Consider the following 16,228-nt stretch of genomic DNA (forward strand, 5'->3'; position numbering starts at 1 on the left):
AGAGTGGCTGTGTATTCCGTCCGGGCCATCACGAATGGGGAAGCCGTACAGACAGAATGTGAAGTTATGATTACACTCTCCCTGCCTTACGGCTCCAGCGTTGAAGGGAGTTAATGATGAGCAGCAGGATAAAGGAGATCAATAAGAGCAGCAGAGCTACGGCTGTAGCTCCTGCATAATCAAACTGCTCCAGCTTCGCCATAATGAGCAGCGGCGCGATTTCTGTTTTCATCGGCATATTGCCTGAAATAAATACCACGGAACCATACTCACCAATGCCCCTTGCAAAAGCTAACGCAAACCCCGTCAGCAGCGGAGGGATCAGATCCGGCAACAAAACGGCCCGGAATATCCTCCATCGCCCTGCACCCAGTGTCGCTGCGGCCTCTTCCACCTCAGCCTCAAGCTCCTCCAGCACCGGCTGTACGGTACGTACGACAAACGGAATACCGATAAACATAAGTGCGAGTGTAATCCCGACCTGAGAATACGCCAGTTTGATGCCCAACGGCTCGACGAACTGTCCAATCCATCCGTTTCCGGCATAGATTGCCGTTAACGCCACCCCGGCTACGGCTGTGGGCAGCGCAAAAGGAAGATCAATGACGGCGTCGAACAATCGTTTGCCGGGGAATTCATACCGAACCAGCACCCAGGCCAGAAGCAGGCCCAGGAACAGATCGATCAAAGCCGCTGCACCTGCTGTAAGGAAACTGACCCGGAATGATGCCAGCACCCTTGGATTGGTAGCCACCTCCACCATCGTTGCCCAGGTTAATCCGGTGGAGTTGAATAACAGTGCCGTCAGCGGAATCAGCACTACCAGACTCAGATATAACACGCTGTACCCCATCGTTAATCCGAATCCCGGCAATGTTCGCCTTCCCCGGATCGCGATTCCCTTGCTCATGCCTATTCATCCTCTCCGCCGTCAGCCGGTCAGGCTGGTTGGCCGCGTACAGCGCAATGCATGCATTAGTTTAGATTCTATAGTCCATTCCATTCCTTTCCCAGTTCTGCTCATATATCTGAGCAGAGACAGCAGCTTTAACTGCCCGGAACGTAGATCTGGTCAAAGATGCCGCCATCTTTGAAATGTTTGGCCTGGGTATCCCGCCAAGTACCAAAGACATCTTTTAACGTAAACAGCTCAAGCTTCGGAAACTGATCCTTGAACTTCTCCTTCACACTATCCAGCGTAGGACGGTAGTAATTTTCGGCAGCAATCGTCTGGCCTTCTTCGCTATATAGGTACTTGAGATACGCATCCGCCACGTCGCGAGTGCCTTTTTTGTCTACATTTTTATCCACGATCGCTACAGGAGGTTCAGCCAAAATACTGATGGAAGGCACGACAATGTCGAATTTGTCCGGCCCTAACTCTTTTACCGAAAGGAATGCCTCATTCTCCCAAGCCAGTAGCACATCGCCGATGCCGCGTTCCACAAATGTCGTTGTTGATCCACGAGCACCCGAGTCGAGTACAGGAGCGTGTTTGAACAGTTCTGCCACGAACTGTTTTGCCTTCTCTTCGTCGTTGTTGTTATGTTTCAGCGCGTAACCCCATGCCGCTAAATAGTTCCAACGCGCGCCACCTGATGTCTTCGGATTCGGAGTAATGACCTGGGTGTCTCCTTTGATCAGGTCATCCCAGTCCTTGATGCCTTTTGGGTTGCCTTTGCGCACCAGAAACACAATCGTGGACGTGTACGGTGAGCTGTTATGCTCGTATTTATCCTGCCAGCCTGCATTAATCAGACCTTTATCCTCAATCGCATCAATATCATAGCCAAGCGCCAGTGTCACCACATCTGCATCCAGTCCATCAATGACGGAACGGCTCTGTTTCCCCGAACCTCCATGAGATTGTTTAATGGTCACTTCCTGGCTTTTCTCTTTCAGCCAATGCGCGGCAAATGCCTTGTTATATTCCTCATAAAGTTCTCGTGTTGGGTCATAGGAGACGTTGAGCAGTTCAATCGCTTTGCTTCCTTCCTTATTGCCATCTGCTCCTGTTCCTGTTGCTGCACCTGCTGCATTCGATCCGCCTTGATCTGATCCGCAAGCCGCCAGCATCCCTGTTAACACCAATGCCAGCCCAACCAGAATTCCTTTGTGAACTCTCTTTTTCATCATCTTACACTCCCCCCGATATAAACTTGCATGATCAACTACAGGTCGGCAGAACAGCGGTACGTACCCGAAAAAAACAAAAAGACGGAGGAACCCCCTGCGCACTCTTCCCCTCATCAAGTCATGCCGACCCTAAGGTCGCGTATGCTTCATCGGTAAAATGCACTGCGGTGTTCCTCCGTCTATACGGTGAGAACGTTATGCTGTTCTAATGTTTGCATTCATGTGTCGGTCATGACTAATTCCGCGAAAAAATTAGTCATTTTAATTATTCCTACCTGTTTAGTAAGTTATATACGTATAATAAAGGCAGTCTATATGGCTGTCAAACGTTTTTTCCGTTTTTTACCGAAATTTCTCAACATTTACTCCACTTTCCGCTCTCACCATAATACGAACTATGAGACCAATACACCAACCACCCTGTTACGAAATCAGACGGATTTCACAGGCCGTCATTAATCGTGTTACTTGAATCCCTGCTGCTGGAAGCCGCAGCTTCCCCGATCACTTCGGGATTAAAAATAGGTTGAAGCAACCTTTTGAACAAAAGGGTCGTCTATAGGGGCAAATCACTTTAAAACAAAGGGATATGAACTTCCCGGAAAGCGAGGCGACACCGAAAATGAAGAAAAATAGGATTGCTGCTCTCACCGCAGGAGCTCTGCTTACACTCTCATTAAGTGCAGGCCCACTCTATGCTGCACCGTCCAAATTTACGGATATTCAAGGCATTCCAGGCGCAGACAAGATTGAATCTCTTCATCAGGATGGACTAATCAAGGGGGTTAGTGACAACTTGTTCAAGCCAACAGAACAGCTGAATACAGCACAAGGTGTTCAACTAATTGTGGATGGACTGGATCTGAACCTGAATGCCATTCGTTTTATCAAAATGCCTGTGCCAAGTGATTATTTCTCTGCTGTAAAAGATGGCGTCTGGTACAGCGATGCTTTCATCCGTGCACAGTACAACAGCGTCAAGCTGCCGCAGAATATCGATCCGTCCAAACCACTTACCCGCGAACAGTACACCCTGTTCCTGATGCAAGCCATTGAGGCCAAAGGCGGTCTGCCTATGATTAAAATCCAGCCAGTAGATATTACGGACGAGAAAGAGCTCACGCCGGAGTACCAAGGTTCCGTACAGCGTTCCCTGGTGCTGAAAATCAGCACACTGGATGCGAATGGACAGTTTAATCCGAAACAAGCCATTACTCGCGCTGATGCTGCGGTGATGATGTACAATGCAATAGAGCACATGCAATCCTTCCATACTCCACAAATCCCGGAGACACCGGAGAAGTAGAGTTGTTCTTTGGGCAAAAGTGTAACATCGCAAAAACCCGCACCTTTCTTCCCTAGGGAGGGTGCGGGTTTTTTTACATTCAGTCTTGATGTGGGTCTGGTGCGCAGAATCTAATCTTCCTTGAGCGAGCCATTCTCCTGAAACGGTTCTACAACAATTAACTGATGTTTTACGAGAAATTTCATGAGTACCACTGTCATTGAAGCAAGAACAGGAATAGGAATAGGGTAATAGTCACCTTTTATCGGCCTATGATAATGCAGTGTGAATTGTGAAATAATAAAAAAGCGAGTACGCCCCTTCCATAAAAGGGTCGTACTCGCTTAGAATATCATTGCTTATAATCCACGTTTAGGTGGACTTAGAAAGAACCTTTTACAACCACTTCGGACAATGGGAATCGGCCTGACGGACGAGCTGGCTCAACAGCTTTACCTACAGTGATCAGCAATGTTGGCACAAAACGTGCAGGGATGTTGAAAGCTTCGATCAATTGTTGTGGGTTGTATCCGCCCATCGGGCAAGTGTCATAACCCAGGGAACGTGCTGCCAGCATAATGTTTTGGGAAGCAAAAGAAGCGTTGCGGATCGCTTCATCACGAGCGATTTGCGGGCTTTGGTAAGCACCGTTAATCTGACCCACCAAAGCGTCACGAACTTCAGCTGGCAGTGCACCAGCTTCAACAGCTTGATCGTAGATGAATGTATTACGGTTTGCTTCCAGATCACCAAGAACAGCAATCGTAACGGAGCTGTCAGCCACCTGTGTTTGTCCGTAAGCGATCGGGAGCAATTTTGCTTTGTCTGCTTCGGATTCAATCACGAGGAATCTCCAGTGTTGCAGGTTCCAGGAAGACGGGGCTTCTGAAGCTGCGGTCAAGATTGCGTTCAGGTCAGCCTCAGGCAATACGAAACCTTTTTCGTACTTTTTAACTGCGTGGCGTTCGCTAATTACGCGAAGTGTTTCATTTTTTTCAGTAGCTGACATGTGGTGTTCCACTCCTTAGTTCTGTTTGGATTATTATATTTTTACGTTCGCAAAGCACGCCTTGAAAGCCAATACGCCCCAAGCACAGGCCTTCCGAAAATAACATCAGCGCAGACGAACGCTCCCCATCTGTGTTCACGTTATGCCCGGAATTACCTCAAATTACAATCCATTTTACACCGGAGCACACGCCTGTTCTACATTTCTCCCCCATACTTGACTAAGCATAATCATGGTGCAATTAACACATGACACTCAGTTTCACAGTACCCATCAGGACTTCTCGCTGGCAGATAAACCTTCCATCGGAAACGGGCCTTCTCCACGCTCTATACTTTGCCTCACATCAAGAATGGATATGCGATCGAAATAAGCACTCAGTGCCTCTTCCCCTCCACCATATATAGCCCCCATTACCTCCTGCATATTAGAGGATACTTTACACGGTGAACCCGATTCACCTGAACACCAGCTTGGCCCCAGCGAACCTCCGGCGACAAGTCTGTAGACTTCCCCCAGCTTAATCTCTTCACTCGGACGGCTAAGCAAGTAACCACCATGAGCACCTTCCTTTGTCGTCAGGTAACCATGTTTACGCAGAACACTCAGTACCTTGCGGACTCTGGCCGGGTGTGTACCCACACTCTGGGACAGGTCTTCACTGTTAGCCATACACTCGCTTCTCATGGATAGAAAAACAAGGCAATGCACCGCAATGGTGAATTCGCTGTTCATAACTTACTCCCTTCCCGGCATACTGCGCCGATGAACTTCAATCCAAGGTAAGTATAACTGTCATTATATGAATAACAGTTATGTTTGTCAACATTTGCTCCTGAACGTCGTTGGAGTACGAAATTGCCTGTTATATCAATATTTACAGCATATCCATGATTCGCTAAAATCACGCCTGATATCCCCGCTCGGGAACGTCTTTACATAAAAAAGTGAGCCTTTCGCTTCGCGAAGGGCTCCAATAAGATAGACATATGAAAGGGCTTACGTGATTATTATAATCGGTAATCTTCATTTTGAAAACGCTTTTTTTGTAAAGTTTTATTTTATTCTGATTAGTCTACATCTTGTCCGCGTTCCCCATGCATGTCATTCTCCGTTTATGCATCTACTACAAGTCTCCATCTGTCCTTCTACAGCAGTGCTTTGCTTGTTCATCCACATCTGCTAATTTTCCCGAATTCGTATAAACGCTCTCTCACCGGGAACAATACTACATATTTTCCAAATAAAAATGATCGTCATCGCCTATAGTTTTGCAAAATATACGTTCATATATGTGTTCTATTGAGTTCTCGTATTTATGCTATAATAGGAACTGAAAAATCAGGTCTTATGTATCTCATCCGATTCATCGGATTACATATCATTCCAGAAAGAGGGCGTTTACGTGGCTCAAATCTCTCCGTACTATCTTCAAATCGGGGCGACCGTTGGCATGCTTGTCATGGCCTTGCTTGCCATCTTTATCCGTATGAAAGCCAGCCACAGGCCGGTCACCATCCGTAAAATTATTATTCCGCCGCTCGGCATGAGCACAGGCTTTTTTATGTTTGTTGTACCAGAGACACATGTTCCATGGTTATGGGCGCTGATCGCACTTCTGGTCGGCTGGTTTATTTTCTCGTATCCGCTCATTCGCAGCACCCGGTTTGAACGCGTAGGGGAAGAGATTTTTGCCACACGCTCCCGCAGCTTTGCCTTTATTTTGCTTGGATTGCTCGCTGTACGCCTGATTCTGCATGAAGTCATCCAGCAATACGTCAGCATCCCGCAAACGGGCGGGCTGTTCTTCCTGCTGGCATTCGGCATGATTGTGCGCTGGCGTGTTTATATGTACAAACACTACAAGGAAGTGCTGGCTGTTCAACATTAGGCAGCTAAAGTATCACGGTTCTCCCAAGCTATAGGGCTGGGGCATTCAGAAATCACTGGATATCACAGCAACTAAAAACTAAAAAAGACACGTTCATCACCATCCAAGGTGCGGAGAACGTGTCTTTTACTTTTGTTAGATAGCAACACCGGTCAGAACATGGTTCAGCATACTTAACCCGGATCGTTCAATTCACTGAACCCAAGTTTGTTCAACTTGCTCAACTCGCTTAACTTAATCTACTCAGGCTATTCGACTCGAAGCACAACGCCATCTATTCAGGATCTGCAACCTTCACCAGTTGCTTGCCCAGATTATCTCCCGAGAAAAGACCCATGAACGCTTCCGGCGTCCGTTCGAAACCATCTACAATATTCTCTTCATATTGCAGCTTGCCTTCCTGAATCCATTTTGCCAGCTTGGCACGGCCTTCCTTGAAGGACTTTGTATAATCGCCCAGCAGGAAACCTTTCATCAGTGCCGTATTGGTTAAAAGTAACGTCTGTGGACGCATGCCGATGTCGGGCTTCTCCAGATTATAAGACGAGATCTGCCCGCACAGCGGAATACGTGCATTCCGGTTGATATGACGCAACACCGCATCTGAAATTTCGCCGCCAACATTGTCGAAATAAACGTCAACACCGTTCGGACAAGCCTTTTCAATCGCTGCAGACATATCTTGTTCGTTTTTGTAATTCAGTACAACGTCAAACCCAAGCTTTTCTTTCAGATAGGCACATTTTTCGTCAGAACCTGCAATGCCGACCACACGCGCACCGACAATTTTACCGATCTGGCCCGCAATCATCCCCACAGCTCCTGCCGCACCGGACACCACAACGGTCTCGCCATCTTTGGGTTTGCCGATATCCTCCATGCCAAAGTAAGCGGTCAAACCTGTCAGGCCAAGTGCACCCAGGTAGGCTGTAATTGGAGCCTCGTCTGAATCAATCAGTGACAGATCCGTTGTATTAACTGCAGCATATTGCTGCCAGCCCCACATCCCGGTGACCAGGTCACCCTTACGCAAATTCGGCTCGGAAGATTCCACGACCTGTCCGATTGCGCCCCCCTTAATGACTTCGTTCAAGGCGTATGGCGCTGCGTACGATTTCGTATCTTTCATTCGTCCCCGCATGTACGGATCGACCGATAAATATAATGTACGAACCAGCACTTGCCCAGCTTCCGGTTCAGGTAACGACGCCTCAACAAATTCAAAATTCTCTTTGGAAGGAGCCCCTTCAGGACGGGACGCCAGTACGATCTGTTTGTTTACATTCATCCAAATAACCTCCTGATTCCCAGTGGCTTCAAGGTCAGCCCTTGTCATCTGCAGTAACGCAGGTGCACCACTGGCTCTATGTTGATCTTCATAATAGTTTAAACCGAAACAGGCGGATCACAAACGTGGGCCGCCCGGAAATATATAAATATCTTCACATTGTAGCTCTAACCATGATTAGTATAGTTTTTTTCAAACATCCTTATTAGGATTCTCAATCACCCAGCCTTAAGCTTTTCTGAACCAACTTTACCGCGCAGTGAAAATGACTTAGCCAACTGTGAAATGACATCATATTTTCATAACGTGCTCTTACTGTTCAGTCAAAATTACCGGGCCATCGGCTGTAATCGCAATCGTATGCTCATACTGGGCAGACAGACTCCCATCCAGTGTGCGTGCAGTCCAGCCATCTGAGTCCAGCTTGCTGCGGAACGTTCCGATATTCAACATCGGTTCAATGGTAATGACCATGCCTTCCTTGAGACGCGGGCCGCGATGTGGCGGGCCGTAGTGAGGAACTTGCGGCTCTTCGTGCATCTTCTCCCCAATGCCGTGCCCAATGAATTCACGAACGACCGCCAGACCTTCTCCCTCAGCATACTGCTGAATCGCATTGGAGATGTCTCCGATCCGGTTACCAACAACCGCTAGCTCAATGCCTTTGTACAAGGAGTTTTTCGTCACGTCCAGCAGATGCTGTGCCTTCGGACTTACATTCCCCACAGCATAAGACCAAGCCGAGTCGGCAAGCCAGCCATCCAAATTAACAACCATGTCGATCGTGACGATATCGCCGTCTTTCAGGACATATTTCCCCGGAAAACCGTGACAGATCACGTCATTAACCGACGCACATGTCGCATACGGGTATCCGTTGTATCCCTTTTGCTCCGGTATAGCGCCATTTTTCTTCATAAACGCTTCTGCGAACTGGTCAATTTCCTGTGTTGTGATTCCCGGACGAATCAGTTTTGCGATTTCTCTATGGCACGCCGCCAGGATTTCGCCCGCTTTTTTCATATATTCAATCTGTTCTTTGGTCTTTATCGTGATCATGCAACTACTCCTTGTCCGTTATGATCTTATCCTGTCTTCTATTGTAACGCGAAACGCTCAAAATAAAAAATTCCAGTACCTTAACCAACATCCTATTATACGCCAAGCCGCCAATAGATGAACATTCTTTTCTCCAAAACACGAAACCCCAATTGGGCAAGCCACGTATTAGCCTAGAATAACTGAAAACGAAAGGGTGAGCGACTCATGTTTAAGAAACTTATAGGCAAATTAATCGACTCCAAGTCCTCTTCTAACCACAAACGTTACAGTTCCTCCAATAAACGATCCTATAAAAAATATAGCAGTTCATCCGGCAAACGCAGCTACAAGCGCTATTCCTCTTCAGATGTGAAATACAGGGATCAGCGCCATGGTTCCGGTTATTACAAAAGCAGAAAACACAAATCCAGCTAGACAAAAGATGGATCTCCAAACATGAACAAAGGGGTGTTCGCTGATACCGTACGGACGGTCAGCTGAACACCCCTGTTTTTTATTCAAACGCATAATGCTTCGCTCGCCTGCAGACTTCCCTCACAGCAATAACAACTTCAAACGGTCCATCTCACGCTGCAACTCTCTTGCCCCGCCCTCATAACCCGGACGAAGCCCAAGAAGCCGCTCCAGCATCTCATGCAGCGCTGGCGTAAGTCGAAGCTCCTCCTGCCAACTGGCTGGCACGCTTCCCTTCTGCGGCTCATAGGCTGAATACAGCATGAAAAGCAGGAAATGACCGATATCCTGCAGATCCTGATCAGGGATCGCCGGTTCATCCTCAGGTTCAGGCACATCCTTCATTCGGCGCTTCAGCTCTGGCAACAACGGCTCCCCCAAGCGTCTTGCCAAGCCAAAATCAATCAAATGCACCCGTCCTTCTCGTAAAATAACGTTAGGAATTCGTACATCGCCATGAATATATCCCTGATTATGCACATGAGCAACCGGAGTCAGAAGCTGGCTGGCAAGCTCCACGCATTCAAGCTCTGTATATTGCTGCCCTTGTTCAAAAATCAATTGCTCCAGCGTCTGTCCCCGGACATACTCCGTCACCATATAATTTCGTCTTCGCACTGCGAACGTGTGCAGCAGCTTAGGAATAGCCGGATGTTGCAGGTGCTGTAACACATCCGCTTCCCGGCTTAACAGCCGCGCGGAAAGTCTCCCCTTACTGGGCTTTGACTCCTTCAAAGCTACTTCCTTACCCGTCTGTTGATCCACACAGAGATAGGTCAGTCCGTAGCTCCCTATACCCAACAGCTCCCGTATAACGTAACGATCCCCTATAATCGTTCCTTGCCGCCCAGGACGGTCTGTAAATCGCCCTAGCCATCTTTGCCAGCTTCGCTCCAGCTCCACGTTGCCTCCCATGCCAGCTCCTGTTATCTGATCCCGTTCCTGTCCGTAATGTCAAACAGCTGATCACCGGCTGGACTTCATGTTGTATTGGAGCTAATTATATCAGGGTGTATAGATGAAATCACGATCATTAGGAATGCAGGATCATCAGGCTTCCTTATGTTTCTTTGGCAACAAACCAAACAACATACGGAGCGAAGTGACTTTAGACTTGCGTTTTCTCCCCTGGTAACTGCGCAGATTCGTGACCAGTTCGCGATCCCGCTCCTCCTCCAGCTTTTCGTTCATCCACTGACGTTGCTTCTCCATCTGTTCCTGGAGCGCAAGATAGGTTTCCGCCAGATGCTGAAGTGTCAGCTCCAGTTCATCCACCCGGTGCTGCAACACCTGCACACGATCATCATCTTCTTGCCGCGGTTCTACCGCACCGTGGGTGACCTCACTTACAAGCTGGCCGAGACCTTCATAGGATCTCAATTGTCCGTACTGATCTACTTCCAGCGGTGGTAATGAATCAGATCCAGATAACACGGCACCGGCGGCAGCACACTCCTGCTCAGCTTGTTCGCTAACGTCTTGTACAGTTTCCTGTTCTGGTTGCGCTTCTGCGGGCGACAACACGGTAACCACCGCATCAGCCAGCGGCAGATTATGCTCTCGAAGCTCTGTCATCAGGCGTTCAATGCACTCGATATCATCAGACTTAAATAGTCTAGACTTATTCGCAGAACGTTCGAAGTGATACCCCTGCTCCTCAAGTGCTGCCGCATATTTACGAAGAGTACTGGCGCCTATGCCCAGGCTCTTGGCCGTTTCCGTCGTTGCTCCTACTTCTTCAATCATCATAAATTCCCTCCCGGTATGAAGTCTTTTGGGCTTGCAAAATAACGGCTTCAGCGTTCCTGCAACGAACTGTCATCGGATCGGGTAACCTTTCCCTGTGCTTCTCTCTTGCATGTCGGTATGTATTCGTCAGTTTGCCTGCAGAACCCTTTGACGGTTTAGTTCTGTTTCTGGGGATTCGTAAGAACTTTTGTCAGGTATATATATCGCAAAAAATCCCCATCATCCGACAGGCTACAGGAATGCTGTCGTGTCGAAAATGAGAGATGCAAATGCCGTCTAAATTTCGGAGTGCATCGAAATGATGTCATTTTTGTTAACTCCTTTACTCCAATACGCTCCCGCGACAGAGGGAATCATTGCTGTATAGCTTTTCCATGTGTTATCTTATGTAACGTAGAATTGCATGTCGGCATAAAATAAAGGACTATACTTAACATAAGAATGATCGAGTAACGGAAGAATCCAATGTAATGGAGGCTGAGGGCAGTGTTAGGCAAATCAGGTAAAGTGGCGGTCATCGGGGCGGGTCTTGTTGGTTCAAGTTGTGCATATTCCATGATTAATCAATCGATATGCAGGGAAATTATGATGGTCGATCGGACATATGAGCGTGCTGTGGCACAGGCACTCGATTTTTCCCATTGCATGGACTTTACCCATAACCGAACCAAAGTGTATGCGGGAACCTATGCCGATTGTGGCGGCATGGATGTCATCATCTTGACTGCAGGAGCTAATCCGAAGCCAGGACAGACGAGACTGGATGTTCTGGAGGAGGCGGAGGCTATTGCCAAAGATATCGTGGTTCCGATTATGAATAGTGGTTTCAACGGCATCTTTGTCGTCGCCGCCAACCCCGTAGACATCGTCACGTATATGGTATGGAAATTATCAGGATTGCCACGTGAACGTGTCATTGGGACGGGGACATCCATCGACTCTTCACGGCTCAAAACTTTGCTGTCCGAGGTATTCTCCATTGATCCGCGCAGTGTACACGGGTACGCACTGGGTGAACATGGTGAATCCCAATTTGTAGCCTGGTCACATGTCACGATCGGTGGCAAGCCTATTCTCCACATTCTCGAACAGCACAAAGAACGCTTCAAACACCTGGATCTGGATGATATCGCCAAAAAGACAAAGGATGCCGGCTGGGAAATTTTCACCCGCAAAGGCTCAACCCAATACGGCATCGGTAATGCACTCGCCCATATTACTCGCTCCATCCTGAATGATGAGCACAAAATTATTGCCGTTTCTGCTATTTTGGACGGCGAATATGGACAGCAGAATGTCTGTGCAGGAGTCCCTGCAATCATCGGCGAGGGTGGCATTCAGGAGATTATTGAATTAAATCTCGACAAGACCGAATACGAGAAGTTTGAGCGCTCCTGTGAAATTCTGTCCGGAAATATTAACCGCCTGACCATCGCCTAGTTCCCCTCAATCTAGATGAGCAACAGGCTAATCCGTGAGCTTGATGTACGATAAAAATCAAAAAAACAACCTCCATATCACCACAAGGTGGAAACGGAGGTTGTTCTGTTACACCTATCTTTTTATATCAGTTGAACTCAAGTTATTTATTTACATAAGCCATCTTGAATTAATTGGGCTCAAGTTGCAGGTCCTCGGAGGGTCCCCATTGCTGCAGAACACGCTTCAGCTCACTTAGCATAACCGGTTTGCTGATAAAGTCTCGCATACCCATCTCCAGACAAGCCTCTTTATCTTCCCGTTTGGAATTGCCCGTTACTGCAATAATCGGAGGAATCCGATCCTTAGGAATCAGCCGGTGCAACAGATTGGTGGCTTTCAGTCCGTCCATGACAGGCATATGAATATCCATCAGCACAATATCATAGGCATTCTGCGAGATCGCATCAATGGCCTCTACACCGTTGGTGCACACATCCGCCTCATACCCCAGTTTCTCCAGATATTCCTGTATGATCTTTCGGTTGACGGGATGATCTTCTGCCACGAGAATACGCATGGCAACCTTATCACTTTGCCGTGTACGATCGTGCTGGAACTGGCTTGCCGACTTTTCTCCAGATGCTTCGACACGAGTTGCTGGTATCGCGAACCGAAATACGGAACCTTCTCCTTCGATACTTTCGACGCTGATGCTTCCGCCCATAATCTCTACGAGTCTCTTGGAGATGACAAGCCCTAGTCCTGTACCGCCATATTTGCGGTTAATGACCGGATGCAGCTGAGAAAACGACTGAAACAGCTGATCCAGCTTGTCTGTCGGGATACCAATGCCTGTATCCTCCACAGCAAATTCCAGTACAGTATCCTCAGGTTTATTTCCCTTAATGATATCAACGGTAACGTCAATAGTTCCCTGATCTGTGAACTTCAGTGCGTTGCCAACAAGGTTGACCAGAATCTGCCGAATACGCATCGAATCCCCTGCCATATAATCCGGAATACTTGGATTCAAACGATAGCGTATCTGTAGATGTTTCTCGTCCGCCCGTGGCTTAAACAGCTCCGCAACCTGCTCCAGCATCTTCCGTAGCGAGAAGGGCTCGTAGGCCAGTGCCATTTTACCAGACTCCAATTTACTGAAGTCCAGAATATCATTCAAGATATTCAGCAATGCGTCCCCGCTTTCTTGGATGATCTGCGCGTATTCTCGTTGCTCCTCAGACAAATCCGTTCCAATCAACAGCTCGGTCATACCTACAATTCCGTTCATCGGTGTCCGAATTTCATGACTGACAAGGGAGAGGAACTCGGACTTGGCCTGTGCAGCAAGCTCAGCCGTCTCCTTGGCACGAACAATTTCACGTTCGCCAGTAACGTCATTAAACACAACGACAGCACCACGAATCTGGCCCTCATCTATAATCGGAGTCACTTGATACTGCACGAGGAAACTGCTTCCGTCTTTCCGCCAGAATACATCCTCCGTCACCGAGCGTGTATGTCCATCCATCACCGTCATATGAATTGGGCATTCATTTTTCGGAAAATAACTTCCGTCTGCACGGGAGTGATGAATGATCGGATGTGAACTCTTGCCAATAAATTCGTGGGCTTCGTAACCGAACATCGAAGCAGCTGCCGGATTCATAAACATCGTAACACCATCCGTATCCAATCCGTAGATTCCTTCGGTAACGGTGTTGAGAATCAACTCATGCTGTTTGCTTAGCTCCTGAATACGCTCCGTGTACTCCTTACGCTCTGTTATATCCGATAAAATACCGTAGACGCCAACCATCTCATTATCTACAATAATTGGCACATTGGTCACCGATACTTCGATCTTCCTGCCTCCGGAACTCACAACACGAGTCTCATAGTGTTGAGGCTCTCCCTGCTTCACAAGCTCAAAGCAGGCTTCGCCTTTGTGCCTTTCTCTCATGTCCAGATTCGAAAGAAAGGACTGTCCAATCAGCTTGCTGCGCGGAATATCGAGCATCTTCACCATATTGCTATTTACCTCACTGTATCTACCCTCCAGATCCAGGGAGTAGACCGCAGCCGGGTTATATTCAAATAGTGATTTGTACCGCTCACGGCTTTCGCGAAGCCGTCTGTCCGCATCCTTCTGTTGGGTAATATCCCTGCTGATGCTAACAATTTGCGTTACCTTGTCATGCTCTCCAGCTACAGGCTTCGCCAATGTCTCCATCCAGATGTAATGACCATCCTTGTGTAACACTCTCATTTTGCATCCATTTCCAATATTCGACATATGCATAGGATCAGGATAATCACCGGGGTAACAGTAAGACTTAAATGATTTCCCTGTTACTTCATCCGGTTCATATCCCAGTAGCGTACGGACAGATGGTGAGACATACAGAAGCGTGCCATCAATCGTGCAGGTTGTAATCAGATCTTGGGCATGTTCTGCCAATACCTGATACTTCTCTTGTGTCTCCTGCAACTCCTGTTCGATGATTACCTTATCCGTCACATCCTTGGCAATACCATAGATGCCGACAACTTCATCACCTTCTGTAATGGGTATATAGGTCACCTGTGCATGTTTCACAGAACCATCTTTATGATAAAAGGCCATCGCTTCACTGACTGAACGTCCAGCCAGCACATCTTCGATGAATTGCACTCGTCTCTTTTCACTTTCAGGCGGGCTGATGCGATCCCGACTCACCCCTGCGAGTTCTCCAATCTTGTAGCCGGATAACCGTTCAAAGGAAGGGTTCGCATCCATATGATTCCCTTCAATATCCATGACATAGATGGCATCCGGGTGGTTAAAAAACAATGATCGGTAAGAGCTACCCTCAGAAATAATTCGTTTCAGGGTTTCCGTTTTATTATGATCCAAAGGCCTACCCCTCTTTTCTCAGCCAAATCTTCTTTTAATGATGCACATTCACAACTTTTGGCTCTAACAGGCTTACCCTCGAATAACCATGTTTGCCTGACTAGAAACAACTTTTTTTATTTTACCAGATTCTCGTCTAATTTTGCTTATCAAATAGGATAACATTCACATCACTGGGCATGAAAAAGATGGAATTATATCTTTATCGCAAAATATAAAAAAACTGAGACTGTCTGCATACCAAATCATTGGATGCGCAGCCTCAGGAAGGTTCAATTGTTATTCTCATCGTACTTAGACTTTATACTTCCTTCTTCGAAAAATAAATCATGCCAACCGCAATAAACAGCGCGGCGCTCCCCCCAACTACGGTTAAAAGCGTACCTAGCGGAACATTGAATGCACCAAACCCTGTTCCCTCGATGGGAAGCATCAGAATCATTGGCTGTGCCCATGGATAATATGGCCCATACATTGCGGAGTTGACTACCAAAATATTAGGTATCGTTAACGCAAAGTTCAAGGCAAGCGGCGCGGCGAAGCTACTCCAGATCAGAGACACAAACATCTGTAAAGCCGCAAGCGGGATACATGCCAGAAGTCCAAGCAGCATTTTGCTGACAAGGAATCCCCAAGGTACCGGTGATGCCATTCCATGGATTAGCCCTGTCAATACGATACTTCCGAATAGAAGCAACTGTGTACCAGCCAGGAGCAGTAACACAATCGTGAATTTGCCTAAATACACACCTGTACGTGTAAGTGGCAAAACCAAGAGCTGTTTCCATCCACCCCCTGCATGTTCGAAACGACATACAAATGAGGTGAACACACCTGTTAGCATCGGTAACAAAAGCATACCGTGAATCATCACCATGGCTGACATCAACGCTTTCCAATCCCCTGATGGGGAAGACAGTAGACCGATGAGCAGTGCGATCAAGGGACTGATCAGGACCAAAAGCGAGATTGGCGATTTGGCCATTTTCAAACGTTCCGCTGATAAGATACGAAAATAGGTTGTAGCAAAATTCATA

At 47.5% G+C, this 16,228-nt stretch carries 14 protein-coding genes; 4 read left to right on the top strand and 10 right to left on the bottom strand.

The genetic code is table 11. The features are described 5' to 3' along the window. Positions 1-70: 70 nt before the first annotated feature. Together cysT and ACR8BL_RS14120 are read right to left on the bottom strand one after the other, a co-directional pair. Complete coding sequence (gene cysT / locus ACR8BL_RS14115) at positions 71-910, bottom strand: sulfate ABC transporter permease subunit CysT (protein WP_434748257.1); 840 nt, start codon at positions 908-910, stop codon at positions 71-73. A gap of 137 nt (positions 911-1,047) precedes the next feature. Continuing rightward, a complete protein-coding gene (locus ACR8BL_RS14120; RefSeq protein WP_434753122.1) occupies positions 1,048-2,133 on the bottom strand; it encodes a sulfate ABC transporter substrate-binding protein in 1,086 nt (361 codons plus the stop codon). A 625-nt stretch (positions 2,134-2,758) separates the two neighbouring features. Here ACR8BL_RS14120 and ACR8BL_RS14125 point away from each other — a divergent pair. Further along, positions 2,759-3,442, top strand: coding sequence for an S-layer homology domain-containing protein (locus ACR8BL_RS14125; protein WP_434748258.1), 684 nt, complete (start codon positions 2,759-2,761; stop codon positions 3,440-3,442). A gap of 361 nt (positions 3,443-3,803) precedes the next feature. Here the strand turns inward: ACR8BL_RS14125 and ACR8BL_RS14130 are convergent, their stop codons facing one another. Then, positions 3,804-4,430 carry a nitroreductase family protein gene (locus ACR8BL_RS14130; protein WP_434748259.1) on the bottom strand — a complete coding sequence of 209 codons (627 nt, stop codon included), beginning with the start codon at positions 4,428-4,430 and terminating at the stop codon, positions 3,804-3,806. A 273-nt stretch (positions 4,431-4,703) separates the two neighbouring features. Next, positions 4,704-5,165 (bottom strand): RrF2 family transcriptional regulator, encoded by a 462-nt coding sequence (locus ACR8BL_RS14135; RefSeq protein ID WP_434748260.1) that lies wholly within the window; start codon positions 5,163-5,165, stop codon positions 4,704-4,706. A gap of 670 nt (positions 5,166-5,835) precedes the next feature. Between ACR8BL_RS14135 and ACR8BL_RS14140 the strand changes: the two genes are divergently transcribed. After that, entirely contained in the window at positions 5,836-6,321 is a 486-nt protein-coding gene (locus tag ACR8BL_RS14140) for a CcdC family protein (protein ID WP_434748261.1), read from the top strand. Positions 6,322-6,595: 274 nt separating this feature from the next. On the opposite strand, the gene ACR8BL_RS14145 is transcribed toward ACR8BL_RS14140, so the two are convergent. Both ACR8BL_RS14145 and map read right to left on the bottom strand, forming a co-directional pair. Then, positions 6,596-7,609 carry an NADP-dependent oxidoreductase gene (locus tag ACR8BL_RS14145; protein WP_434748262.1) on the bottom strand — a complete coding sequence of 338 codons (1,014 nt, stop codon included), beginning with the start codon at positions 7,607-7,609 and terminating at the stop codon, positions 6,596-6,598. Between the two features lie 312 nt (positions 7,610-7,921). Continuing rightward, on the bottom strand, positions 7,922-8,668 hold the full coding sequence (map, locus tag ACR8BL_RS14150) for a type I methionyl aminopeptidase (protein WP_434748263.1): 747 nt from the start codon (positions 8,666-8,668) through the stop codon (positions 7,922-7,924). Between the two features lie 207 nt (positions 8,669-8,875). Here map and ACR8BL_RS14155 point away from each other — a divergent pair, with 207 nt between their 5' ends. Continuing rightward, entirely contained in the window at positions 8,876-9,085 is a 210-nt protein-coding gene (locus tag ACR8BL_RS14155) for a hypothetical protein (protein WP_434748264.1), read from the top strand. A gap of 120 nt (positions 9,086-9,205) precedes the next feature. Here ACR8BL_RS14155 and ACR8BL_RS14160 read toward each other — a convergent pair whose 3' ends face one another. Continuing rightward, positions 9,206-10,039, bottom strand: a complete 834-nt coding sequence (locus tag ACR8BL_RS14160; protein ID WP_434748265.1) for a serine/threonine protein kinase — start codon at positions 10,037-10,039, stop codon at positions 9,206-9,208. 135 nt (positions 10,040-10,174) lie between these two features. Further along, the gene (locus ACR8BL_RS14165) at positions 10,175-10,873 is read right to left on the bottom strand and encodes a hypothetical protein (protein ID WP_434748266.1); all 699 of its coding nucleotides are present in this window, start codon (positions 10,871-10,873) and stop codon (positions 10,175-10,177) included. A 486-nt stretch (positions 10,874-11,359) separates the two neighbouring features. On the opposite strand from ACR8BL_RS14165, the gene ACR8BL_RS14170 reads away from it, so the two are divergent. Beyond that, entirely contained in the window at positions 11,360-12,313 is a 954-nt protein-coding gene (locus tag ACR8BL_RS14170) for an L-lactate dehydrogenase (RefSeq protein WP_434748267.1), read from the top strand. Between the two features lie 169 nt (positions 12,314-12,482). Here the strand turns inward: ACR8BL_RS14170 and ACR8BL_RS14175 are convergent, their stop codons facing one another. Next, complete coding sequence (locus ACR8BL_RS14175) at positions 12,483-15,191, bottom strand: PAS domain S-box protein (RefSeq protein WP_434748268.1); 2,709 nt, start codon at positions 15,189-15,191, stop codon at positions 12,483-12,485. Between the two features lie 301 nt (positions 15,192-15,492). Further along, positions 15,493-16,227, bottom strand: coding sequence for an ABC transporter permease (locus ACR8BL_RS14180; protein ID WP_434748269.1), 735 nt, complete (start codon positions 16,225-16,227; stop codon positions 15,493-15,495). Position 16,228: the final 1 nt, after the last annotated feature.

The sequence above is a fragment of the Paenibacillus amylolyticus genome (assembly GCF_051136285.1).
Classification (GTDB): domain Bacteria; phylum Bacillota; class Bacilli; order Paenibacillales; family Paenibacillaceae; genus Paenibacillus; species Paenibacillus amylolyticus_F.